The organism is Staphylococcus sp. EG-SA-10 (assembly GCF_017151945.1).
Classification (GTDB): Bacteria; Bacillota; Bacilli; order Staphylococcales; family Staphylococcaceae; genus Staphylococcus; species Staphylococcus aureus.
The window spans coordinates 46,233-71,464 of sequence record NZ_JACVZJ010000005.1 but is presented as its reverse complement, the minus strand read 5'-3'; the positions used below and the strand labels follow the sequence as shown (position 1 = coordinate 71,464).

General features: G+C 31.6%; 22 protein-coding genes. 5 read left to right on the top strand and 17 right to left on the bottom strand.

Translation table 11 applies throughout. The features are described from left to right. Positions 1-24 precede the first annotated feature (24 nt). From IDG45_RS05970 to nrdI, 4 genes are all read right to left on the bottom strand, one after another. Entirely contained in the window at positions 25-180 is a 156-nt protein-coding gene (locus tag IDG45_RS05970; protein ID WP_000499194.1) for a hypothetical protein, read from the bottom strand. A gap of 175 nt (positions 181-355) precedes the next feature. Then, positions 356-1,327 (bottom strand): class 1b ribonucleoside-diphosphate reductase subunit beta, encoded by a 972-nt coding sequence (nrdF, locus tag IDG45_RS05965; RefSeq protein ID WP_000562498.1) that lies wholly within the window; start codon positions 1,325-1,327, stop codon positions 356-358. 117 nt (positions 1,328-1,444) lie between these two features. Continuing rightward, entirely contained in the window at positions 1,445-3,550 is a 2,106-nt protein-coding gene (gene nrdE, locus IDG45_RS05960; RefSeq protein WP_000855505.1) for a class 1b ribonucleoside-diphosphate reductase subunit alpha, read from the bottom strand. Next, positions 3,513-3,911, bottom strand: a complete 399-nt coding sequence (nrdI, locus tag IDG45_RS05955; RefSeq protein WP_000692523.1) for a class Ib ribonucleoside-diphosphate reductase assembly flavoprotein NrdI — start codon at positions 3,909-3,911, stop codon at positions 3,513-3,515. Before nrdI ends, nrdE begins: the two co-directional genes overlap by 38 nt. Before the next feature lie 800 nt (positions 3,912-4,711). Here nrdI and IDG45_RS05950 point away from each other — a divergent pair. The 5 genes from IDG45_RS05950 to IDG45_RS05935 all read left to right on the top strand — a co-directional run bounded on the left by IDG45_RS05950 (position 4,712) and on the right by IDG45_RS05935 (position 9,142). Next, positions 4,712-5,578 (top strand): DMT family transporter, encoded by an 867-nt coding sequence (locus tag IDG45_RS05950; RefSeq protein WP_001068497.1) that lies wholly within the window; start codon positions 4,712-4,714, stop codon positions 5,576-5,578. 19 nt (positions 5,579-5,597) lie between these two features. After that, positions 5,598-6,098 carry a preQ(1) synthase gene (gene queF / locus IDG45_RS05945; RefSeq protein ID WP_000930020.1) on the top strand — a complete coding sequence of 167 codons (501 nt, stop codon included), beginning with the start codon at positions 5,598-5,600 and terminating at the stop codon, positions 6,096-6,098. Between the two features lie 29 nt (positions 6,099-6,127). Next, positions 6,128-6,376, top strand: coding sequence for a hypothetical protein (locus IDG45_RS14070; protein WP_072358030.1), 249 nt, complete (start codon positions 6,128-6,130; stop codon positions 6,374-6,376). Between the two features lie 61 nt (positions 6,377-6,437). After that, on the top strand, positions 6,438-7,943 hold the full coding sequence (locus tag IDG45_RS05940; protein ID WP_000193751.1) for a peptide MFS transporter: 1,506 nt from the start codon (positions 6,438-6,440) through the stop codon (positions 7,941-7,943). Between the two features lie 281 nt (positions 7,944-8,224). Continuing rightward, complete coding sequence (locus IDG45_RS05935; RefSeq protein ID WP_000429016.1) at positions 8,225-9,142, top strand: diacylglycerol/lipid kinase family protein; 918 nt, start codon at positions 8,225-8,227, stop codon at positions 9,140-9,142. Positions 9,143-9,747: 605 nt separating this feature from the next. Here IDG45_RS05935 and IDG45_RS05930 read toward each other — a convergent pair. The 13 genes from IDG45_RS05930 to IDG45_RS05870 form a co-directional block, all read right to left on the bottom strand. Then, complete coding sequence (locus IDG45_RS05930) at positions 9,748-10,290, bottom strand: 5' nucleotidase, NT5C type (RefSeq protein ID WP_000197262.1); 543 nt, start codon at positions 10,288-10,290, stop codon at positions 9,748-9,750. Between the two features lie 157 nt (positions 10,291-10,447). Next, positions 10,448-11,506: a histidinol-phosphate transaminase gene (hisC, locus tag IDG45_RS05925; protein WP_206171570.1), complete on the bottom strand. Its 1,059-nt coding sequence runs from the start codon at positions 11,504-11,506 to the stop codon at positions 10,448-10,450. Positions 11,507-11,745: 239 nt separating this feature from the next. Further along, the gene (locus IDG45_RS05920) at positions 11,746-13,260 is read right to left on the bottom strand and encodes an ABC transporter permease/substrate-binding protein (protein ID WP_000180991.1); all 1,515 of its coding nucleotides are present in this window, start codon (positions 13,258-13,260) and stop codon (positions 11,746-11,748) included. Beyond that, positions 13,253-14,230, bottom strand: a complete 978-nt coding sequence (locus IDG45_RS05915) for an ABC transporter ATP-binding protein (RefSeq protein WP_000589246.1) — start codon at positions 14,228-14,230, stop codon at positions 13,253-13,255. Before IDG45_RS05915 ends, IDG45_RS05920 begins: the two co-directional genes overlap by 8 nt. 221 nt (positions 14,231-14,451) lie before the next feature. Then, complete coding sequence (recQ, locus tag IDG45_RS05910) at positions 14,452-16,233, bottom strand: DNA helicase RecQ (RefSeq protein WP_000983677.1); 1,782 nt, start codon at positions 16,231-16,233, stop codon at positions 14,452-14,454. A gap of 11 nt (positions 16,234-16,244) precedes the next feature. Continuing rightward, the gene (locus IDG45_RS05905) at positions 16,245-18,128 is read right to left on the bottom strand and encodes an ABC-F family ATP-binding cassette domain-containing protein (protein WP_072358024.1); all 1,884 of its coding nucleotides are present in this window, start codon (positions 18,126-18,128) and stop codon (positions 16,245-16,247) included. A 270-nt stretch (positions 18,129-18,398) separates the two neighbouring features. Then, positions 18,399-20,339: a polyglycerol-phosphate lipoteichoic acid synthase LtaS gene (ltaS, locus tag IDG45_RS05900; RefSeq protein WP_000098285.1), complete on the bottom strand. Its 1,941-nt coding sequence runs from the start codon at positions 20,337-20,339 to the stop codon at positions 18,399-18,401. Between the two features lie 473 nt (positions 20,340-20,812). Next, complete coding sequence (locus IDG45_RS05895) at positions 20,813-21,817, bottom strand: 5-oxoprolinase subunit C family protein (protein WP_070023555.1); 1,005 nt, start codon at positions 21,815-21,817, stop codon at positions 20,813-20,815. Then, positions 21,801-22,511 carry a 5-oxoprolinase subunit B family protein gene (locus tag IDG45_RS05890; RefSeq protein ID WP_000708686.1) on the bottom strand — a complete coding sequence of 237 codons (711 nt, stop codon included), beginning with the start codon at positions 22,509-22,511 and terminating at the stop codon, positions 21,801-21,803. The genes IDG45_RS05895 and IDG45_RS05890 overlap by 17 nt, the downstream gene beginning before the upstream one ends. An 87-nt stretch (positions 22,512-22,598) precedes the next feature. Beyond that, complete coding sequence (locus IDG45_RS05885) at positions 22,599-22,805, bottom strand: hypothetical protein (RefSeq protein ID WP_001790169.1); 207 nt, start codon at positions 22,803-22,805, stop codon at positions 22,599-22,601. Positions 22,806-22,870: 65 nt separating this feature from the next. Further along, entirely contained in the window at positions 22,871-23,479 is a 609-nt protein-coding gene (locus IDG45_RS05880; RefSeq protein ID WP_001175770.1) for an aminotransferase class IV, read from the bottom strand. Beyond that, complete coding sequence (locus IDG45_RS05875; protein WP_001217797.1) at positions 23,479-24,630, bottom strand: chorismate-binding protein; 1,152 nt, start codon at positions 24,628-24,630, stop codon at positions 23,479-23,481. The genes IDG45_RS05880 and IDG45_RS05875 overlap by 1 nt, the downstream gene beginning before the upstream one ends. After that, positions 24,614-25,207, bottom strand: coding sequence for an anthranilate synthase component II (locus IDG45_RS05870; protein WP_000604509.1), 594 nt, complete (start codon positions 25,205-25,207; stop codon positions 24,614-24,616). Before IDG45_RS05870 ends, IDG45_RS05875 begins: the two co-directional genes overlap by 17 nt. Positions 25,208-25,232: the final 25 nt, after the last annotated feature.

The window sequence follows — 25,232 nt, the reverse complement described above, 5'->3', positions numbered from 1 at the left end:
CCTTTAAATTAATGATAATCATTATCATTGATAATATTTCTCATTAATAGTATCGTTTTTTGACCCTAATTTCAATAGCCTTTCAAATAATTTAGTGTCAATTTTATTGATATTTGCAATTAAACTGAAATTTAATTTTTCAGAATGTGTATTTTGTTTACTTAAAGTAAAATAGAACACCCTTTTGTAATGCAATATCTTGTATACTTTCTAGCCTCATTGACATCATTAAATGCCATTTTTACTTTTTCAAAATGTGCATACGTTTTTAAGCATAGAGAAAAGACCTTCAACATGTCGGAAGCGAATGTCATCGCTTTGCCCTTTCATGTGAAGGTCTTTTTAATTTTTATTATTATTTGTTGTCAAATACAAAGTCATCATCTTGTAATGCTTCTACGTTTAATGCTAATACATAACCATCACCTTTTACTGAGAAGAAGTCATGGTTTTTAGTTGTTGTATCTAAGGCATTCTCAATGATTGGGTTAAATTCACGTTCCTCAAAATAAGGTTCAAAGCCTAAGTTTGAAAGTGCTTTGTTTCCATTATATTTAACATAGTTTAGCACATCTTCAGTGATTCCAAGATCATCGTATAACATTTTTGTGTATGACTCTTCATTTAAATACAAGTCATTTAGCAATTTATACATTTCTTGGTCTGCTTTTTGTTTCTCACTTTCAGATAGTTCATTTCGTAAATGCTGTGCATCTAAACCGGTAAATACACCATGAATAGATTCATCTAAAAGAATTTTACGAATGATTTCACCTGATGTCGTCATTTTTCCTTGACCAGCTAGATATAGTGGATAATAGAAACCTGAGAAGAATAAGAATGTTTCTAAAAATACACTCGTAACTCTGGCCATATATTGGTCGTATATCGAAGCTTCTTTACCCCAAAGTTTGTGATAATTAGCAACAATTTTATCAGATTTATATTTTAAATGAGGTTCCTCTAAAACCCATTCATCTAATAAGTAGTTTGTTTCACTAGATGGTAATAGTGTTGTGAAAATATGTGAATAGCTTTTCGCGTGTATTTGCTCCATCATCGCCATAAATGAATAAACGGCTTTTTTCCTTAAGTCAGTCGTATGTAGCATAACTAAAGGCATGCCATCATCTGCTTGATGTGTATCTAAGCCTGTTAAACCAGCTAATGCTTTTTTAAATGTGTCTTGTTCAGCTTCAGATAAAGTCTTCCAACTTGCAATGTCTTTTGATACTTTAAATTCTGTTTCAACCCACATTTGAGATATATTTTGTCTCCAAAACATATTCGTCATATCTTCTTGTGTGTTCCAATTAACAGCTATCATGAATATAATTTCCTCCTGTAATGTTACTCAATAATTGACAAATACAGACATAGCAGTCTAATCATCTGCTAATTCAGACCAGATGATTAGCTGTTTGTCATTTTCAACATTTAATTGTTAGATAGAACAACTTGTACATTCTTCTACACTTAATAATTTATTTCTAGTATAGTAAAGTGATTTTAATCCTTTATAGTGCGCATATACATATAATCTTGCTAACTCACGTGTAGAAATTTCAGAATTAACATAAAGTATCGTTGAGATACCTTGGTCAATATGCGTTTGAATTGTCGCTATTAAATCGATTAATTTCATCTGATCAGTATTGAATGCTGATTTGTAGTACCACATTGTTTGTGGTGATAAGAATGGCATAGGGTAAAATGTTTCCGCATTACCATAAGTACGACGTTCAATTTGGTCAACGATTGGCATTACAGAACTTGTAGCATTTTGAACATAAGAAATACTTTGTGTTGGAGCAATTGCTAATCTATATGCATGATATAAACCATATTGTTCAACATCTTGTTGTAGTTTCTTCCAATCCTCAGAAGTAGGAATAGCCATACCGTCGAATAATTCACGTACTTTTTCGAATTGAGGTTCAAATTCTTGAGTTGTATAGAACTCGAAATATTTACCATTAGCATAATCAGACTTTTCAAAGTCTTGATATTTGATACCACGCTCTTTAGCGATTTCCATTGAACGTTCGATTGAGTAGAAATTCATCATCATAAAGAAGATATTTGCAAAATCTTTTGCTTCTTCTGACTCATAACCAATTTTATTTTTTGCTAGGTAACCGTGTAAATTCATGACACCAAGACCAACTGAATGTAATTCACTGTTAGCTTTTCTAACTCCTGGTGCATTTTGAATATTCGCTACATCACTCACAACAGTTAATGCGTCCATACCAGAGTGAACTGAATCTCTGAATTTTCCGCTTTCCATCACATTAACAATATTTAATGAGCCCAAGTTACAAGAAATATCACGTTTAATTTCGTCTTCAATACCATAGTCATTAATAATTGAAGTTTCTTGTAGTTGGAAAATTTCCGTACATAAGTTACTCATTTTAATTTGTCCAATGTTTGAATTCGGATGCACTCTGTTAGCATTATCTTTAAACATTAAATATGGATAACCTGATTGTAATTGTGTTTGCGCAATTAAATTCAACATTTCACGAGCATTCTTTTTCTTTTTCTCAACATTTGGGTTTGCAACCATGTCATCATAATATTTTTCTAAATCGATATCGTCTAATGTCACACCATATTCTTCTTTAACTGTATGAGGTGCAAACATATAAAAGTCCTTACCTTCTTTAGCTAAATCGAAGAATTTAGATGGAACAATTAAACCAGTTGATATTGTAGATAAACGTAAATCTTCATCCGCATTTACTTTTTTAGTATCTAAAAATTCTTCTACATCATAATGGAAGATATTTAAGTACACTGCACCAGCACCAGGGCGTTGACCAAGTTGATCTGCATAGCTAAAGCCACCTTCAAGTGACTTAGCAATAGGTAAAACGCCTTTCGCTACGCCTTTAATTCCTTTAATTGCTTCACCACGTGCACGCAATTTAGATAAGTTAATTGCAACGCCGCCCCCAATTTTACTTAATTGTTTTGCAGTTGAATCAATAAAGTTAATTGAATTTAAGCTGTCATCCACTTCTAATAAGAAACATGACACTAGCTCACCACGACGCGCACGGCCTGCGTTTAAAAATGTTGGTGTCGCTGGTTGATATCTTTGTTCAACCATAGCAGAAATAAATTGTTTAGCTTGTGCTTTATTACCATTTGCTAGGTATAAAGCAACAATGGCAACGTGTTGATTATAGTCTTCTAAGTATTGACTTTTATCATTTGTTTTCAAAGCGTAATCTTTGAAAAATTTACTAGCTGACATATAACTTGCAAAATTAAACGGGATTGATTTTGCATAATCAGTGATTTCAATTAGATCCGCTTCACTATAAATATCAAACACATTGAAATAAAAATCGTTGTCTACTAAATAACGTAAACGTTCGATTTCAGTATCGAAGAAGATTGTTTTGTCTTTTACTTCTTCTAAATAAGCTACTAAAGCTTCTTGGTCTTTTTCTAAACTAAAGAATCCATCTTCTCTTCGTTTAGTGACCTCATTATTTAATTCAATATGATTGTACTTTTTCTCTTCCATGGTTTTCATTAAAATTACCCACCTTGTTCTTAAATTCAATAACGTCTTTGTTTTTTCCATGTAACTCAAACTTCATTAATAAAGGGACATTATACTCTTCTGATATCGTGCGACCCGCTTTTGCGAAATTTAGTCCCCAATTTCGATTACCGCTAGCTGCCACACCTCTGATGTATTGATGATTAACTTCTAAAAAAGATTGAACGGGTTCTGGTACTTCTCCAAATCCAATAGTGCCAGTAACGATAATAAACGGTTCATTAACTGGTTCCATACAATTTTCTGCTGTAATCTCAAGTGTATTTTCAAGTTCTGTTCTCTTAATAAAACGACGGACATTTCCAGTAAATGAAAAATATATTATTTTCATTGGATCACCTTCTTTCTTCAACCCTTTTAAATAAAGTAGTCATTACAATTAAAAAATGCTTTAACAACATGGTTACTATGGTTATCTCAGCATTGTATTAACTATAATGAAGCTACTTATTTTCTCAAATGTAAACCAATTGCATAGATTTATATTTGAGAAAATAGTAGCTTATATGGGTTGAATGTATAAAAATCACTATATGTAGTGTTTACATCATTGGATATCTTCCATTTGCTCAGTACATTTTCTAAAAATATGACTATTAATTGATAATAACTATTAAATTTCTGTGTTAAATTACTTTTAAATGTAATTTCTTCATAAATAAAGCATTTGCATACAAAACACAAGATATTGTGTCTTTTTCGTTTCACCAACACTATATTATGTGTTTCATTATACATAAGACACACTATGATTTAAAGTGCCATTTTCTAATCGAATGTTCGTAAAACGTTCCAACTAGGCACCAATACTAAATTAGAAAAACTTGAACAAATTTAAAAAATTTTTTTAGTAGATATCACTTGATTTTTTTAAATCTGTGTCAATCTCAATTGTATCAACAGAAATCAAGAAAAAGCTTATTAGCTTGATACTGAATTGATATTTGTTTTATGTAATAACACAAACATTCATAAAAGTGTAATGCCCTATTATTCCGACAAATAAACACAGAACGCTTGTTCGGTACAGTCTATTATAGTCTTTTTATAGTAAATTTCAACTATTTATGCACAACATGTTGTTTTATGCTAATATAAATACGTTAATTTTATATAAAAGAGGCGATAAAATTGAATCCTAAAGTAAAAGGTATCATTGCCATTTTAATTTCGGCTATTGGTTTCAGTTTTATGTCAGTGTTTTTCAGACTTGCAGGTGACCTTCCTGTTTTTCAAAAATCATTAGCACGAAACTTAGTAGCAATGTTTATTCCATTATTTTTTATATATAAATACCATCAGCCAATGTTTGGCAGACTTTCAAGTCAACCCTTATTAATAACACGATCAACACTTGGACTTATTGGTGTATTGTTAAATATTTATGCCATTGATCATATGGTACTTAGTGATGCCGATTCATTAATGAAACTCAATCCTTTCTGGACGATTTTATTAAGCATTGTTTTCTTACATGAAAAGGTAAGGAAGTATCAAATAACAGCAATGATAATTGCTATTTTAGGTATGCTTTTAATAGTGAAACCTGAATTTTCATCATCTATGATTCCATCATTAGCTGGCTTATTCTCAGGTATTTTTGCAGCATCAGCATATACATGTGTTCGAGCACTTAGTACAAGAGAAGCACCGTATACTATAGTATTTTACTTCTCCTTATTTTCTGTCATCGTTTTAATACCTTTCACTGCATATACCTATGAACCAATGAGTCAAATGCAAATACTTTACCTATTAGGGGCTGGCTTAGCTGCCGCTGTGGGTCAAATTGGTGTTACATTAGCATATAGTTTTGCAGCAGCAAAAGATATTTCTATTTTCACGTATGCATCTATAATTTTCACAGCAATACTTGGATTTATTCTATTCGGAGAATCTCCAGATTTCTATGCAACATTAGGTTACGTCGTTATTATCGGTGCAAGTTATTACATGTTTGAAAAAGCACGCCGAGACGCCAAAATAATAAAAAAATAAATTTAAAGGAGCGCTTTATATGGCACATGGCCGTCAACAAGATGAATTACAAGATATAACTTTATTAGGAAATCAAAACAATACTTACAATTTTGACTACCGTCCTGATGTATTAGAATCATTTGATAATAAGCATCAAGGTCGTGACTATTTCGTAAAATTCAACTGTCCAGAATTCACATCATTATGTCCGATTACTGGGCAACCAGATTTTGCAACTATCTATATTTCATATATTCCAAATGTTAAAATGGTTGAATCAAAATCTTTGAAATTATACTTATTTAGTTTTAGAAATCACGGTGATTTCCACGAAGATTGTATGAATATTATTATGAATGATTTGATAGAGCTTATGGACCCACATTATATTGAAGTCTGGGGCAAGTTCACACCACGTGGTGGAATTTCTATTGATCCTTATACAAACTATGGACGTCCAAATTCTAAATATGAAAAAATGGCTGAGCATCGTTTAATGAATCATGATTTATATCCCGAAAAAATAGATAATCGTTAAATGTATCATTTAATAAACACACCAATAAGTTGATTTTCCTAACTTATTGGTGTGTTTTTCATTTAGCATACATAATAGGTTACATTAAAATAACATTTTATACCAAAGTACACCAAAAGAATATTAGTACACGAATTAAACAACATTTTTATAGAAACCTATTGCACTTTAACGTCAATAAGTATATTTTTATATTATCTCTAATTAATTGTGCGCGCTTAATAACAGAATATTCTCAATATTTTTATTTTTTTGTGATTTGTGGAATATTTAGTTGATAAGGCACAATCAAATTTACTTAAACTATTGTATTAGGGGAAGAAAGGATGGGATGTATAAATGACACAACAAAACTCCCATGGAAATCAAATTCAAGACATACCTCAAACAGGATTTTTCGGGCATCCTCGAGGACTAGGCGTACTCTTCTTTGTAGAGTTCTGGGAAAGGTTTAGTTATTATGGCATGCGTGCCCTACTCATTTTCTACATGTACTTTGCCGTAACAGATAATGGCCTTGGAATTGATAAAACAACAGCTATGTCAATTATGTCAGTTTATGGTTCATTAATCTATATGACATCAATACCAGGCGGATGGATTGCTGACAGAATTACGGGCACTAGAGGCGCTACTTTATTAGGTGCCGTATTTATTATTATCGGACATATTTGTTTAAGCTTACCATTTGCATTAATCGGCTTATTCACATCAATGTTCTTCATCATTATTGGTTCAGGTTTAATGAAGCCAAACATTTCAAATATCGTTGGCCGTTTATATCCTGAAAATGATAGACGTATGGATGCAGGTTTTGTTATTTTCTATATGTCAGTTAATATGGGTGCATTATTATCACCTATTATTTTGCAACACTTTGTTAATGTTAAAAACTTCCACGGTGGATTCTTGATTGCAGCAGTTGGTATGGCATTAGGTTTAGTATGGTATGTACTTTTCAACCGCAAAAACTTAGGTAGCGTTGGTATGAAACCTACTAACCCATTGACACCAGCTGAAAAGAAAAAGTATGGTCTTATTATCGGAAGTGTTGTTTTAGCAATTGTATTAATTATCGTTATTGGTGCATTAACTAACTCATTATCATTTAACTTAGTTAGTAATACTGTTTTAGTATTAGGTATTGCATTACCAATCATTTACTTCACTTTAATTATTAGAAGTAAAGATGTCACTGATACTGAACGTTCTCGTGTTAAAGCATTTATTCCATTATTTATTCTTGGAATGGTGTTCTGGGCTATTCAAGAACAAGGGTCTAATGTATTAAATATTTATGGTATTGAACATTCAGATATGAAATTAAACTTATTTGGTTGGAAAACAAACTTTGGTGAAGCGATCTTCCAATCAATTAACCCATTATTTATTTTATTATTAGCTCCAATTATTTCACTTTTATGGCAAAAGCTTGGAACTAAACAACCTAGCCTGCCAGTAAAATTTGCAATTGGTACGTTCTTAGCAGGTGCGTCATACATACTAATTGGTATTGTAGGTTATGCATCAGGTTCATCAAACTTCTCAGTTAACTGGGTTATTTTATCGTACATTATTTGTGTTATCGGTGAGCTTTGCTTATCACCAACGGGTAATAGTGCTGCTGTTAAGTTAGCACCTAAAGCATTTAATGCCCAAATGATGAGTATTTGGTACTTAACTAACGCTTCTGCACAAGCAATCAATGGTACTTTAGTTAAGTTAATAGAACCACTAGGTCAAACAAATTACTTTATTTTCCTAGGTGTTGTTGCAATTATTGTTACAACAATTGTATTAGCATTCTCACCTTTAATCATCAAAGCGATGAAAGGTATACGTTAATATTGTTGGCCTAATTCAAAAAACAGTAAGTCATTTAAATGGCTTACTGTTTTTTTATAGGTTTCTATTAATTAAATTCAAAATATCAGTATAAATGAAAACTTAATATGCTCGTTATAGACAACTAAACAATATAATTAGTAATTATATTTTCACATTTCACTATAGACATTAATGTCAGTTATTACCATTTTCTCTATTTAAAAACATATTTTTGGTATTAACAATTAAAAGTGGGTATATATATTTAATGAACCAATTTTTAGAAAGTAGGCTAAACTATGGAAAATAAATATACACATGGTGTCCTCTTTTACCATGAACACAGTGGATTAAAAAATATTAATCAAGGTATTGGGGAAGTTACAACAGCATTAAGTTCAATCTGTAAACATCTTTCTATTCAATTGAGTGAAAACGAAGGTGACATTATTAAATATTGCCAAGAAATCAAAACTAAAAACTATGCAAAAGATGTAGATATATTATTTATTCTTGGCGGTGATGGCACGGTTAACGAACTTATAAATGGTGTTATGACACATGACCTTCAACTCCCTATTGGAATTTTACCAGGCGGTACTTTTAATGATTTTACAAAGACGCTAAATATAGCACCTAATCATAAACAAGCTAGTGAACAAATGATTTCTGCACAAGTTGGTACATACGATGTAATTAAAATAAATAATCAATATGCACTCAACTTTGTTGGCTTAGGTCTAATTGTTCAAAACGCTGAAAACGTACAAGATGGTTCAAAAGATATATTTGGTAAATTGAGTTATATTGGATCAACTGTCAAAACACTGCTAAATCCAACACAATTTAATTATCAATTAACAATTGATGATAAGACATATTCTGGCGAAACGACCATGATACTATCAGCAAATGGTCCATTCATTGGTGGTAGTCGTATACCATTGACTGATTTGTCTCCTCAAGATGGTGAACTGAACACTTTCATTTTTAATGAACAAAGTTTCAGTATTTTAAATGATATTTTTAAAAAGCGTGATAGCATGAATTGGAATGAAATTACTCAAGGTATTGAGCATATACCTGGTAAAAAGATTTCACTTACAACAGATCCAGCAATGAAAGTTGATATTGATGGCGAAATTTCATTAGAAACACCTATTGATATTGAGGTTATACCAAATGCCATTCAGTTACTTACTGTCAATGATCTGTAAGCATCCGGAATGATCTTAACGGGATATTATATTAGGTTTAAAGTGTAATCATAAGATTCAACGTACATTATATTCGTTGTTATTAGCTTTAAGCTATTACTCTGTTTCAAAAACAGACATATAATTTTGGCGCATGCCACTAAAATGATTGATATTATACTTTTAATCATAGTGGTTTATGTGCCTTTTTCAAATTCTATAAAAAATCGGATGACGTGTAATCTGCCATAGATTAACACATTCATCCGATTTATAATAATGAGATAGACTAACATTTACTGAGAGTGGGACAGAAATGATAAAGAACGACTAATGGTTGATTATGTAGCGATTCTTTATCATTAGTCACAGCTAATGTGTACTTAAAAATAGGATTGCATGAGTTACACTCATGCATAAGAAATACTAATTTCTAAAGAAAAAGTATTTCTTTATGTTGGGGCCCGCCCCAACTCGCATTGTTTGTAGAATTTCTTTTCGTCAGCTTCTTTGTTGGGGCCCCGCCAACTTGCATTGTTTGTAGAATTTCTTTTCGAAATTCTCTTTGTTGGGGCCCCAGTATATGCATTTTATTTGCTACATGAAATGCTTCAAGTGATTTATTTTTATTTCTCAATATTATCTAAAAAATACTGTTCTACATCTTTCCAGCTATTTACGCGTTCAAATCGATCATCATTAATATTATGCACTGCTGTAAACATAATCGGTGTACCAGTAAAAATTTCAAGCTGTCTAGGATTGTCATCTATTAAATAATCAGCTTTAACGATGTTTTTTCTACCACAAAAAACAAAATGCTGAGGATCTAAAAATGGAAAGAACTCTAGTAACCATTCATATTTATCACTAAATGATGTTGGTACATCCATTGCTGCTGTAGCAATATATACATCATAATGTTCAGTTAATTTTTTCACAACTTCTTGTGCATGCGGCATCACTTTAAGATGTCTGAAGAAGCCTGGTTCTCTCAATACTTCTGTAATTAATCCATCATGTTCAGGAATAACATGTTTAAGTTTTTGACCATTCAAAGCTTCCATTTTAATACCTAAATCCGCTCTAAAATTGACAGCATCAATGATTTCTCCTAATGTATCTGCCAATACTTCATCCATATCAATCGCGATTGATTTACGGGTCATTTTAATCTTCTCCTCAAAATATCAGTATTGATTCAGTATAGCAAAAAAGCAATTGATACAAAACAATATCATCTATTGTTGCTTTTTACACTGAATACTCTCACCTCATAATTCACACTGCATTTTGGCACATTTTTATACAATGTGACAACACTTACTATTCGTATTTAAAGTTTGATAAAACTTCTAACATTTTATCATTTTGTTCTTTAAAACCAATTGTAATTCTAACACCAGTTGGAAATGGTCGCGTAATACACCCTACATTTAAAAGTGCTTCATAAAGTTCATTTACCCGCTTTGTTTTTACAAATATAAAATTCGTTTGACTTGGTAAGAAATGCTTACTTTGAGGTAATTGATAAAATCTTTCGCGTTCAACACTATTTTTATGTGTTACCTCTTTTAAATATTGTTGATCTTCAAGTGCTGCAACTGCTGCGTATTCAGATATACGTGTCACATTAAATGGTGGTCTAATGATGTTCCATTTTTCAATCGCATGTTCGCTTGCTACCACATATCCTACACGTAAACCCGCTAATCCATACGCCTTTGAAAATGTACGTAATAAGAATGCATTGTCATATTTTTGTTGCAAAGCAAGTGTATCCGGGTAGTCCTCTGCTGTCACAAATTCAAAATAAGCTTCCTCTATAATTACTGGTACATGTGGAGGTACTTGAGATAAAAACGAATCTAAGCTCTCATGATTAAAATATGTACCTGTAGGATTATTTGGATTACATAACCATACCAATGACGTATCTTCATTAACTTCTTTTAAAATGCCTTCTAAATCGAAGCCACCATCTTTTAAAGGTACTTGTATCACATTAGCTGATTCAACAATCGCATTGTGATAATATTGACCGAATGTCGCTTCACTTGTAACAATAGTATCCCCTGGCGTTAATACTGCTCTAGAAATCATTAATATAACTTCATCTAATCCCGCACCAAATAAAATGCGTGATTGATCTACATTTAAATGTTTACTAATCGCCGCTTTTAATGTCGGTGATCCTGTTTCAGGATAATAATATAACTCATCTAAGTGTGCTGATATCGCTTCTTTAACTTTAGGCGATGGTCCATACAAATTTTCATTTGATGCAAGTTTATATAAATCTCCTTCAATGCCATACTTTTCTTTCAATGCCCTTGGAGATAAACCAGGCTGATATGCTGATAGTTGATTAAGTTGTTCTTTCATAATAAAAACAACCTCCTTAGAATTAACTGAAATTTTAAAAAACTTATATTCATTATATCGCTCTATGTTTCTAAAATGCAATGCTACTATTTTCACATCATAATAACTTACATTGTGTTTAACATGTCATATTTTTTAATCATTATTGCATGTTTAAATTGAACATAATTATAGATTTAAATATAACAACGCCACATAAGATATAATGGCGTGCCCCTCATCTTATGTGGCGTTGGTCGTTATTTGATTAACCCTTTTGCTTTTAAATAATCTTTCGCAACTGTATATGGGTCTTCATTTTTAACTGTTACTTTATAGTTCATCATTTGCATATCTTCATCAGATATTTTGTTTTCTAGTTTGTTTAACGGTTTCTTAATTTCTGGATGTTTCTTTAAAAAGCTTTCTTTAAATAATGGTGCTCCTTGATATGGTGGAAATACGTGCTTATCATCTTTTAACACAACCATATCATATTGTTTTAATTCAGCGTCAGTTGAATATGCATCTATTAAATTAATATTACCTTTATTGATCGCTTGATATCTCAACTTAGGTTCCATTGTACGTATGTTATCTAAATTTAAATTATAAGCCTTTTGAACAGCTTTGTAACCATCTGGACGATCATTAAATTCCAATGTAAATCCTGGTTTAAGTTGATCTTTAACCTTATTTAAATCACCAATTGTACGTATATTATGTTGTTTAGCAAAATCACGTTTTACAGCTAAAGCATACGTATTGTTATACTTCATTGGTTTTAACATAGTCATTTGATATTTCTTTTCAAGACTTTGCTTAGCTTGTTCATAAACTTTTTTCTCTTCTTTTGACTTCAATGGTTCTTTTGTTAATTCACCTAAAACTGTTCCAGTAAACTCTAAATACCCATCTATATCGTCAGATTTTAAAGCATTAAATAAAAATGCTGTTTTGCCCATACCATCTTTCACTTCTACAGTATTTTTGGTCTCTTCTTCTATTAAAATTTTATACATATTTGTAATAATCGAAGGCTCGGAGCCAAGCTTTCCAGCTAACGTAATTTTATCACCTTTTTGTGCAAACATAGGAATAGCGATGGCCAGTATAATAATCATCACTATAACACCTAACGTCATCAATAACTTTTTATAAGATAATTTAGCCATAAATCTTAAAATTAAATCAAATATAATTGCCAATAAGGCTGCTGGAATTGCACCTAATAATATCAATGATGCATTGTTACGGTCTATACCTAATAAAATTAAATCTCCTAGTCCGCCTGCACCAATTAATGCTGCTAGTGTTGCTGTACCTATAATTAATACCATAGCCGTTCTTACACCAGCCATTATAACAGGCATTGCAATTGGAAGTTCAACTTTAGTTAAACGTCTAAATGGCTTCATTCCTATACCTTTAGCCGCTTCAATGAGTGATGGATCAACTTCTTTAATTCCAGTATACGTATTCCTTAAAATTGGTAACAACGCATACACTACAAGTGCGATAATTGCTGGCACACGACCGATACCAAATAAAGGAATCATTAAACCTAATAATGCCAACGATGGTATGGTTTGAAGAATTGCCGCAATATTCATTACGATTTCAGATATCGTTTTAGTCTTCGTCAATAAAATACCTAATGGTACCGCAATAGCAGTTGCAATCAATAATGCGATAAATGATATTTGAATATGTTCTATCATTGTCGAAAATAGTTGCCCCTTACGTTCACTCAATATGTCGAAAAAGTTAGTCATGTTGAGCTACCTCCTTTTTCTGGGACAAATATTTGAAGATATCTTTCCTATCAATAACATATTGACCTACGCTATCTTCTTGCATGACAATGACACGCTCGCTCTCTGATAAATGTTGATACAATACTTCAATTTGTTGATTGTCATAAACAATTGGATAAGCGCTCATAGATGTAACCTCATCGATTGGTTTCATAATATCCAAGTCACGGATAATTGCGTTCTCTTCAACACATGGCGCATCATCTTCTAAATGACTACCCATAAATTGTTTAACAAATTCACTTTGAGGATTATTTTTAAATCCTTCTGGTGTGTCAATTTGTTCAATATGACCTTCATTCAAAAGACAAATCTTATCACCAAGTTTCATCGCCTCTTGAATATCATGTGTAACAAATATGATTGTCTTCTTAATTTTAGTTTGTAATTCAATTAAATCATCTTGAAGTTTTTCTCGGCTGATTGGGTCTAATGCACTAAACGGTTCATCCATTAAAATAACTGGTGGATCAGCTGCTAACGCACGTATAACTCCTACACGTTGTCGTTGTCCCCCTGACAATTCATCAGGTTTTCTGTTTTTATATTTTTCAGGTTCTAATCCAACCATTTCAAGTAATTCATCTACTCTTTTATCTATATCTTTTTCTTTCCACTTTTTCATTTGTGGCACTTGTGCAATATTTTCTTTGATTGTCATATGTGGGAATAATGCAATCTGCTGCAATACGTATCCAATATCCCAACGCATTTCATATACTGGATAATCACTTATTGGTTTATCTTTAAAATAAATATAACCTTCACTTAAGTGAATGAGTCGATTAATCATTTTTAATGTCGTAGTTTTTCCACAACCTGAAGGTCCAATTAGTACAAAAAATTCACCCTCATTAATATCGAAACTAATGTTATCGACAGCAACATGTTTGCCATAACGCTTAGTTACATTTTTAAACTTAATCACTTTGCCACCTCTTTTTTTCTCATAGCATAAAACCGAGATTATATGTATGTATTCCCTATTTAACCACGTTTATTACAATTTTCAAACTTAAATGATTTATCCTTGAACTTTTTTAACAAAATAATGAATAATAGGTAATCTCCAGTTAAGAAATAGTGTTATTTTACCTTGAATTCAAAAAAACACCCAGTAAAACAAGGAATGCTTACTAGGTGCCTTCACTATACTTTAGCTTTATAATTTTGAATCGTTTCTAAAAATGCTGGACAATAATGTTTTAATTTGTAACTACCTACGCCATCAATATTAATCATATCTTGTTTCGAAGCAGGCTTACGTTTAGCAAATTCCTCCAACGTGTAATCAGAAAATATACTTACAGGTGCTATCGTTAATTTGTCACTTAACTTTTTACGAACTTCTACCAACTGACTGAATAATACTCGGTCAACCCCTTCAACCGTATTTATAAATACTTTTTCAGTCGCTTTTTGCTTAAATGGTGTTGTGAATACTTCTACTTCATTACTGAGTAATTTTTTAATTGAAGTATCACACATTAATATTTCATCATTTTCATTTAAGAACCCTTTGAATCTTAATTCATCTATTAAGTGACTTAATTCTGATGTTGTGTAACCTTTCATTAAACCATGGGTTGAAATTTGATCATAACCTTTATACTTAATATAATCTGTTGACTCTCCTCTTAGCACTTGAATGATAACACTATAACTCTCTTGTTGTTTCATACGAGCGATGCAACTAATAATCATCTTAGCTTCTTGTGTCATATTATATGATTTATCTTGTTGAACACAATTACTACATTGTTCACATTCTTCTAATTTTTCATTCGGTTCAAAATAATGGACAATTGTTGCTTCTAAACATTTTTTTGTTTTTGTATATTGAATCATTTTAGTTAACTTTTCGCCCATTTTATCTTTATAGTCATCATCAGCTTGAGAGACTGTTATAAAATACTCGTGTAAATTGATATCGCGTTCGCTAAATAACAAAATACATTCACTTTTCAACCCATCACGACCTGCACGACCCGCTTCTTGATAATAAGATTCTAAATCTCCAGGCATATTATAATGAATAACAAAACGTACATTGGATTTATCAATACCCATACCAAAAGCATTTGTAGCAACGACTACTTTAACACGATCAAATAAGAAATCATTCTGCGCTTCTTCTCTTTCTTTATTGCTCAAACCTGCATGATATATAACACTTTCAATTTTCTGGCTTTCTAAGGCTTCTTGAAGCTCTTCAACTTGCTTACGTGTAGAACAATAAATAATACCTGCATCTTCATCGTGTGTTTTAATATAATCCAATATAAATTTTTGACGTTGATAAGTAGGATTTACTTTAAAAATTAAGTTTCTACGCTTAGTACTCGTTTTAATTTGATCAGTTTGAGCGATATTTAACTTTTCTCTAATATCTTGCTGTACTTCAACCGTGGCAGTTGCTGTCAACGCTATTATTGTAAAATCTTGAGGTAACGTAAATACTTTAGAAATGACGTTTTGATAACTCGGTCTGAAATCATGCCCCCATTTAGATATACAATGCGCTTCATCAAACGCGACTAAGTGAATCTTTATACGCTGAAGCATATTTAAAAAATATCGGTTTTCAAATCGTTCTGGTGCAACATACAAAAATTGAATTTCTCCATTTGATAATGCTTTTTCAATACGTTGTTGCTCTTTTTGAGTCAAACTACTATTTAAAAAAGCAGCTTGAATTCCCATCGCTTTTAATTGATCCACTTGATCTTTCATTAATGATATTAGTGGACTTATTACAATTGTTGTACCACCTAACAATAAACCTGGTACTTGATAGCATATAGACTTACCTCCACCAGTTGGTAAGACACCAAGCACATTACGATGGTCTAATACTTTGCTAATAATTTCTTCTTGTCCTGGTCGAAACGTTTCATACCCAAAGTAATGCGATAATGTTTGTTGCATCATAAATTGACCCCTTATTGTTGTTCTTTAATTTCTTCTAACTCACTCCATCTTGTGATGTCTAAATCATATTGAATTTCAAGTTGTTCTTTTTCTTCGTTTAATTCTTTAATTTTCCCATAATCTGCACTTGCCTCAATCATGAGCACATCAATTTCTTCTATTCTTACTTCCGCTTGTTCTATGCGTTTCATCAATTGTTCATATTCTAATTTTTCTTTATATGATAACCCATTTTTCTTACGTACAGTTGTAGAAGATTTAGATTGTTGCTTCAATGTAGATTTATTTTTATCTAATGATTTTTTATAATTTTCATAATCTTCAAAAGTTCCTATAATCTTTTCCATCTGACCATCATGAATAAACCAATATGACTGTGCAACTTTATTTAAGAAGTAACGATCATGGCTTACGGTAATCACTGTACCACCGAAAGTATGAATATAATCTTCAAGTATTGTTAAAGTCTCAGTATCTAAATCATTTGTCGGTTCATCTAACAACAGAACATTTGGCTGGTGTACGAGTAAACGTAATAAATACAAACGCTTTTGCTCTCCACCAGATAATTTATAAACTTTTTTACCATGAGTGGCACTTGGAAATAAAAATCGTTCAAGAAGTTGTGTAATAGATACCGAGGTTCCATCTTTTTCTTTTGCGATCTCACTTTCTTCTCTTAAATAATCAATCATACGAATATCTCTATCCAGGGTCTCATCTGTTTGCTTAAAATAAGCTACTTTAACCGTCTGCCCAGTCTTCAATTTACCTTCGAATTGTTGGTCTTCTCCACTCAAAATATTTAAGAGTGTTGTTTTACCAGCTCCATTTGGCCCAACAACACCAATACGCTCACCTTTTTGAATAATTTCCGTTAGATGTTCAAATAATACTTTATCATTAATAGCCTTTGATAAGTCTTCTAATTCAAACACTTGCTTACCTAATCTTGAATAAGCAAGATTCAATTCACCTTTATCGTCTTTATATTGCTGGTTAACTTCATTTTCTAGGTCATTAAATCGATTAATTCTAGCTTGTTGCTTTGTAGTACGAGCCTTAGCTCCAGCCCTCATCCAAGCAAGTTCTTCCTTATATAAAGCTCGTTGTTTTTGTTGTTGCTTTTGAAGTGTTACTTCTCTTTCAGCGCGCATTTCAATATAAGATTCATAGTTACCAGGATATGACGCTAACTTACCTCTGTTTAGTTCAATAATTCTAGTGGAAACTTCATTTAAAAAATATCGATCATGGGTTACGAATAAAACTGTATGAGGATATTGCTTCACATAGTTGATCAACCAGCTGATTGATTCGAAGTCTAAATGGTTCGTAGGTTCATCTAATAACAATAAATCTGGTTGTTCTATTAATGTTTTAGCAAGTACAACACGTTTTTGTTGTCCGCCGGATAATTCTTTAATGTATTTAGTGGTATCATGTATACCTAGTTTTGAGAGAATTGTTTTAATTTCAGCGTTATAGTCCCAAGCATCATGTTGATCCATAGCATCTTGCGCATCCATCATTCGCTTGAACAATTTATCACTTTGGTCATCCGCATAAGCTTGTACTGCCTGCTCATATTGCTTGATGATACGTAAAGTTGTTGTATCAGAACTTAATACTGCATCGAAAACTGTCATATCTTCATTAAGGTCCTGTTTCTGAGACGAATATCGAATTCGATATTGATTTGGATGCATAACATTGGCTGTAAAATCATCATCAATACCACCAATTACTTTTAACAACGTACTTTTCCCTGTACCATTAATGCCTACCAAACCTATTTTTTCACCTTCTGAAATTGATAAATCTAGGTTATCGAATATAGTCTTATCGGCATAAGATTTATTTAAATGTTCAATTTTATATGCTTCCATACCCATCTTCCTTCTTCTGTTGAAATCTCTACGTACTTAAATCAGTTCTATACATTATACACCTTTTTGAAATCAAAAGAAATCGATACCGTTAAGTGTCATAATTTAATATATTGTTGCTTCAACTATAAATAAAAATTGATAAGGCTTTGATGACTATGCTAATGATCTTTATAATATACCTTTTTATCAACACATATAATGTAAAACATAATATAAAAGAACATAATAAAAACCCGGATTGATATTTTATCAATCCGAGTTCGTGTTTAGATATTATTTTTTAGAGTTTGCTTTAGGTCCTGTTTCATATTTATACTTCGAAGGATTTACCTTTTTGAAGTCTGGATTTTTGTAGAATCTAAACAAATCACCATTAAGCACGTTGTCACTCATTTCGAGATCCTTTTCAACTTGCTTTTTATTCTTTTCGAAATCAGCTGGTTGAGTAGTTATGAGTTCATTATTTTTATTAGAATAAATCTTACCATTAACATATTTATAATCTTTTGTTATAAAGTCACCATTTCTGAATGGAACTACTTGATTATGACCTTTAGAGAATAAATCAGTACCGAACATTAAATAGTTCTTCGTATCTATACCAGCCAAATGTAAAATTGTTGGCATTACATCGACTTGACCAGCATATTCATTATTGATACCACCAGATTTACCAGGGATTTTAATCCAGAAACCAGTTCTGTTTAAATCTGTAAATTTAGCCGGTGTGATTTTTTCACCTAATAGTTTTTCCATGGCATTGTTATGGTTTTCAGAGATACCATAGTGGTCACCATAAATCATAATCACTGAATTGTCATATAATCCTTTTTTCTTCAAGTCATTAATATATTCTTCTAATGCTTCGTCTAAATAACGCGCTGTTTGAATATAACCATCAACTGTTGCATCACCTGTGTTTGACTTCTCAATAGTTGCATCCTTTTCATCTAATGTGAATGGATAGTGGTTAGTCAATGTAATTAAATGAGAATAGAATGGTGATTTCATCTTAGCTTGATAATTAGCAGAATCTTTAAAGAAAATTTTGTCTTTCAAGCCTAAGTTTACAACGTTTTTATCTGACATGTCATAGTATGTTGCATCATAGAATTTATCGATACCAAAGTGTTTATATACTTGGTCTCTGTTCCAGAATGTTTTATAGTCACCGTGCATGACATCAGATTTGTAGCCTTGCTTTTGATCTAAAATTGCTGGCAATGACTGATACGTATTATCTCCTTTTAATGAAAAGGCAGAACCTTGCGGTAAACCGTATAAACTGTTATCCATTGTAAATTCAGAGTCAGATGTTTTACCTTGACCTGTTTGATGGAAAAAGTTAGGGAAGTATGTGAATTGCTCTTTCCCACTTGATAATTTGTTTAAAAACGGTGTTACTTCTTTACCATTAACCTTTTTATTAATTAAGAAGGTTTGGAAACTTTCTAAATGAATCTTAATAATATTTTTCTTCTTTGCCACCCCATAATATTCTGGGTTAGGCTCTGTTTGACGTTGTTTCGTGTAATTTAATACTTTTGTTAAGTCATCTTCAGATGCCAACGCTTTTTGTTGATTATTTTCGATAGTTTTAACACCATCGTATACTGTAAAGTTATACGGTCCTAAATATTTCACTAAATATTTATGGTCAAATGTACGTGTTAATAATTCTGGTCTATCAGTTTCAGCAAAAGCTAAGTTTAAGAAGAATAATGCTACTGAAGCCGCCATTACGACAGGAACAAATTTCTTACTAAATGCTTTTGTGTCTAACCATTTTGTTTTAAATATTAAAATGAATAAGTAAACTAACGTATCAATGAAATAAACAAAGTCATACCATTTGAATGATGCACTAACCGCACCACCCATAGATTCTACGTTACCTACTTGGTTTAAAGTACTAAACGTTAAAAAATCCGAGAAGAATCTAAAGTACACAACATTGGCATATAATAGGAACGTCAATAAGAAGCCGCCTATGAACATGAACCAAAATGCTTTTTTGCCTTTAAAGAATAGGAACACACTTAAAACCAGTGCTACTAAACTATAAGGATTCATCAATAATATTAAGTTTTGTACTAAACCTTTAACACCTAAAGAAAAATCAACATAATAAGAAAAATACGTCTTCAAGGTAATCGTTATTACGGTTAATAAGAAGAACGCAAAAAGACTAATTTTCTTTTTTTGTGAACTCATGATTCTTTCCCCCGTTATTTAGATAATAAATCTTGCGAAAGTACTTGAATAAATTAGATATTAACATTATGTAGTTAATTAATAAGTGCGTTTAAAAGTTAACATTGTCATAATTATAGTAATTACTTTCAGATTCAAGTTTATAATTTTCATTATTTGTAGCTTTCAACTTTGATTTAACAAGTATTTTGGGCTACAACTCATATTTGCTTGTGTAAGTTTCTTTATTTAAAATTATCATTCAATTAACAAATTTAAAATTTGTAATCAAATTGTAATAATAAGCATAGCTCAATTAATAAATATAGAGTAATTTTAGTCAAAATTCAAGTAAAAACACACTTTCTCTTTTCATTTTACTGTGAAACGAATTAGAATATGATACATTTCGCAGATAAAACACAGTATTATTTCATTATACATTAGGAGGAAATTATTTGCATCGGACTCTAGTATGAGCTACGTACCAAATATTATTTCATCATTTCTAATTGCATTCTATATTCTATTCCATGGAATAATTGGTTTAACCAGTTACTATACTTAACAAGGTTCTTTTCAGCCGTTAAAATATCTATAAATTGAAATTTCAAACGTGATCCTTGTGGTTTTTGTGCTAATTTCGTTAAATGATAACTTGCGATTGTACCGATTTGCGGGTAGCTACCTAGCGTATAATGATCATTTAATAAGATAATAGGTGTGCCATCACGCTTAATTTGTATCGTTCCTTTTTTGACAGTCTGATACGGTGGCATATCTTCATAAAAAGCTTTGATTTTTTCACCTTCAAGCATCATCCCCATGCGATTTGCTTTGCTCGTTACTTTATAATCATGTTTCACAAATCTTTGAATGGCATCTTCTTTAAAATCTTCCGTACCTTTATTTTTAACGACATGAAATACATCAGACATATAATTAAATGACAAGGCGTATCCATCAATACCCCAATCTGTTTGTTTCGTGTGAGTAAGGTTTTCAAATAACTTATGATGACGAGCTGTATAATCTCTCTTAAGCTTTATTTCATCGCCATCTTGTAATGTTCTACCTTTAAAACCACCAATTTTTACATTAAAGTCGGTTGAATTAGATCCTAACCATGCATCTAATTCAAATCCGCCTCCCACAGCTAAATACACTCGCGATGTATAACTTGTTTCTCTAAATTTTAAAACATCGCCTTTATCTAACAAATACAATTTATATGGAGATATAGTCATATGCTCAGTGTAAGCTTTGACATTACCCCCTGCTAATGCAATCAGCGTAGATTCTGTAAAACGAATCGTTGCCATTTTATTAGTCATTTCCAAAGTTGCTTCATTCTTGTCATTTGCAACTAATCGATTAGCAATTTCATGTGCTAAAGTATCAAGTGCACCACATGGAATTACACCATCATGTTCATATCCCCTTCTACCAAAGTCCTGAAAGCTACTGAATAAGCCACTTTTTTCAATTATGATTGACATCTTTAAACGCTCCTACTTCTAATTCATTTTCATTGATAGGTCTAAATTTAATATTATCGCCTAACTTTAAGCGTGCGAAATCTGATTCTTTCGGATTAAAAAGTGATAATGGTGTATAACCAATAACTAACCAATCATTAATTGTATCCGTAGTTACAATACCGCATTTTTTCCCTTCAAGTACTACAGAACCAGCTGGAATGAATTTTTTCTGTTTACTCGTGTGATTAATATACAATTTCTTATTTAATCCAGTTAAATAAGGAAACCCAGGTGAATATCCCATCATCGAAACAAAATATTGCGCCTTAGAGTGTAATTCAATAAATGTTTCTAGCTTGATTTTGTAATGTTTTAAAAGTGATTCTAAATCCGGACCATATTTCGAACCATACACAATTGGTATTTCAATCAAATCTTGCTGGTTAAAATCATGTTTTATGTTTAAATGAATCGATTCTATTAGTGCTTTCATGTATAAAAAAGGTGATTGTATATTATGGTGTTTAATCATATCCCTTGCGTCATAGACAATCATCATGTCTGATTCTGATGGCACAATTTCTATAATAAATGGATATTTTTGTTCAATTAAATATGAGCGAAGTGTTAATAAATCTTCGGTTAAACTTTTAGATACTTCTTTTTCAATTGCGACTACAATGGCTTGGTCACCTTGACTATATATTTTCATTTGTACACCTCTTCAATATTTGGTTAATTTACTTTGATTTTTAATTATAGAATCGATTGAATAGTTCATTTTACCTACTCACTAAATTTACTGGTGATACATTAAATCCATTGCTCGCACAACAAAAGGCATGAGTTCGTGAATTAATGCGTATACAAGGATAAAGCTTATAACAGTAGTAATTGTTGCTATCAAACGAACAACATATATTCTATTTTCAGATAGCAATCGATTCACTAATCGATAATTTACGTATACAAGAATTAACAACAGCACAATATAAACAATAATCATATTTGGCCCCATTTAATTTTTAAATTTGTTTTCACTTCATTTTCTACATTATTATCATACTAATTTTAAAGGCAAAGGTGGACATCGGCAACCTCTCGTAAACTATTTATCAAAAATAAACGTATCTCATTGTTATGATATTTATAAATCAATTCGTTTTTATTAAAGTCTTTTTCAACAAGTTTGTCACTATCTATTAAATAATCACGCATGCATCCTTTTAAGAAATCATCTTTATAACTTGGTGTGTACCATTTTCCATCCTCTTCAATGACAATGTTGCCAATATCAAATTCAAGGACCTTGCCGTCCTCTGAAGTTAGCAATATTAAATCTGTTTCATGATTGTGTGATAAATGCTTTCGTTCTGTCGTTTTATTATTTATAAAAGTTGGATTAACTGCTTTGGGCAACACTTGAAATTTTGCTGTAAAACTACTTTTCTCAGGTAAAGGTGACACTTTCGTTTCGAATTCGCTTTCAGCATGTAATACGATTTTAAGTCTATATTGGCCACTGTGATACTTTGTTGTTACATCGTTTAATTCATTTCGCCATGCATGTTCATCAAATTTAAAGTTTAATCGCTCAGAAGAACATTTTATGCGATTAGTATGATAAATAAGTCTAGGGATATGTCCATTATCAATTTTCATTGTTTCAAATAATTGCATTATAACATCTCCAAAATCTTGGTTTTTGCGTAAAATTCATTTACTTCATCTTTTGGCTTAGAATCAATTGTAATACCTGCTCCGACTCCATAAATCGCTTGTCCATATTTATACTCAATAGTACGAATTGGAATATTAAAAATCATTTTATCATCTTCAGTTGGAAGTAATAGTCCAATTGCTCCGCAGTATATACCACGAGGTGAACTTTCTAATTGTTTAATATATTTCATTGTATTCAGTTTCGGTGCACCTGTAATCGAACCACAAGGAAATAACGATGTTAAAATTTGAGTTAAGTCTGTATTAGTTTTTAAAGTTCCACTTACCATCGAAGTCATTTGAAATACAGTTTTATATGCCTCAATGAAAAATAGTTTATACACCTTAATTGAGCCACTCTGTGATATTCTCCCTATATCGTTTCTTAGTAAATCAACAATCATGACATTTTCTGCACGATCTTTCGAAGAAGTTTGTAATGTTTTATAATACTGTTGATCTTCAGCTTCCGTTTTACCTCTAGGCATTGTCCCTTTCATCGGTTTGCTTATGATAACGTTATCGACATTGTTAAATTGTCCTTTTTGAAAAAATAATTCTGGTGAGATAGACGCTACTTGGATTTCATCTGTTTGTAATAACGCAGTATAATTACCATTACTAAATTGAGTTAATCGTTCATATAAAGTACTAATAGGATAATAAATGTTATCCGTTAAGCGCGCCGTATAGTTCACTTGATACGTTTCCCCTTCAACAATTGCTTGTTGGACACGTTTAATATTAGTCATCATAACCTCAGAAGATTCAACAAATGAAAAATGATGCTTTGATACATAAGAAGTTTGATGTTCATATGTTGAATTTATGCTTTCCGCTTTTTCAAAACTATAAGCTACTGCATAAATATCATCTTTAGCTAATGAATGTGTACACATAACATGATTAAAATACTTTGCCGCTTCGTAACTTAAATATAACGAAACATATCTACCTTGTCGTTGCTGCGCTTGTGCAAAGTGTATCACTTCTCCCACATCAGCCAACTTAGTGGCAACATACTTCTTTATAAATCCCTTTAATTGAATATGGTATTGCTTATATTCATTTTCAGTTAAGTAGTAGCGATAATTATATTCTATTCTCACAGTATTCACCTACCTTCGATAAAAATAATTCAACTTGTCGATAACCGTATTCACTCAAAATAGATTCAGGATGATATTGCACACCAAAAACCGGATATGTAATATGCTCAAATGCCATAATAATCGCTTCATCATTTTTTGCTGTAATCTTTAAGCAATTTGGAAAAGTCGCTCCGTCAGCAATTAATGAATGATAACGCATTACATTGAAATTTTGAGGCAGTCCTTGAAAAATACCTTCATTGGTATGGCGTAACTGTGTAGTATGTCCGTGTACAGGATGATAGCCGTGAATGATATTCCCACCAAAATAAGACACGATACATTGAAATCCTAAACATACACCTAGTATAGGTACACGCTGATAAAATTGTTCTAACACTTCATTCAAGATAGGATAATCATCCGGATTACCCGGCCCAGGTGAAATAACAATTGCTTTTGGCTTCATATTAATGATGTCTTCTATCAGCAGATTATCAATACCAACAACTTGAACTGTTAGTTTCGTTTGAGTCTTAATATAGTCTATTAAATTATATGTAAATGAATCATTATTATCTATGACTAGAATCATTGTATACTCCGTTCTAAATGTGTTT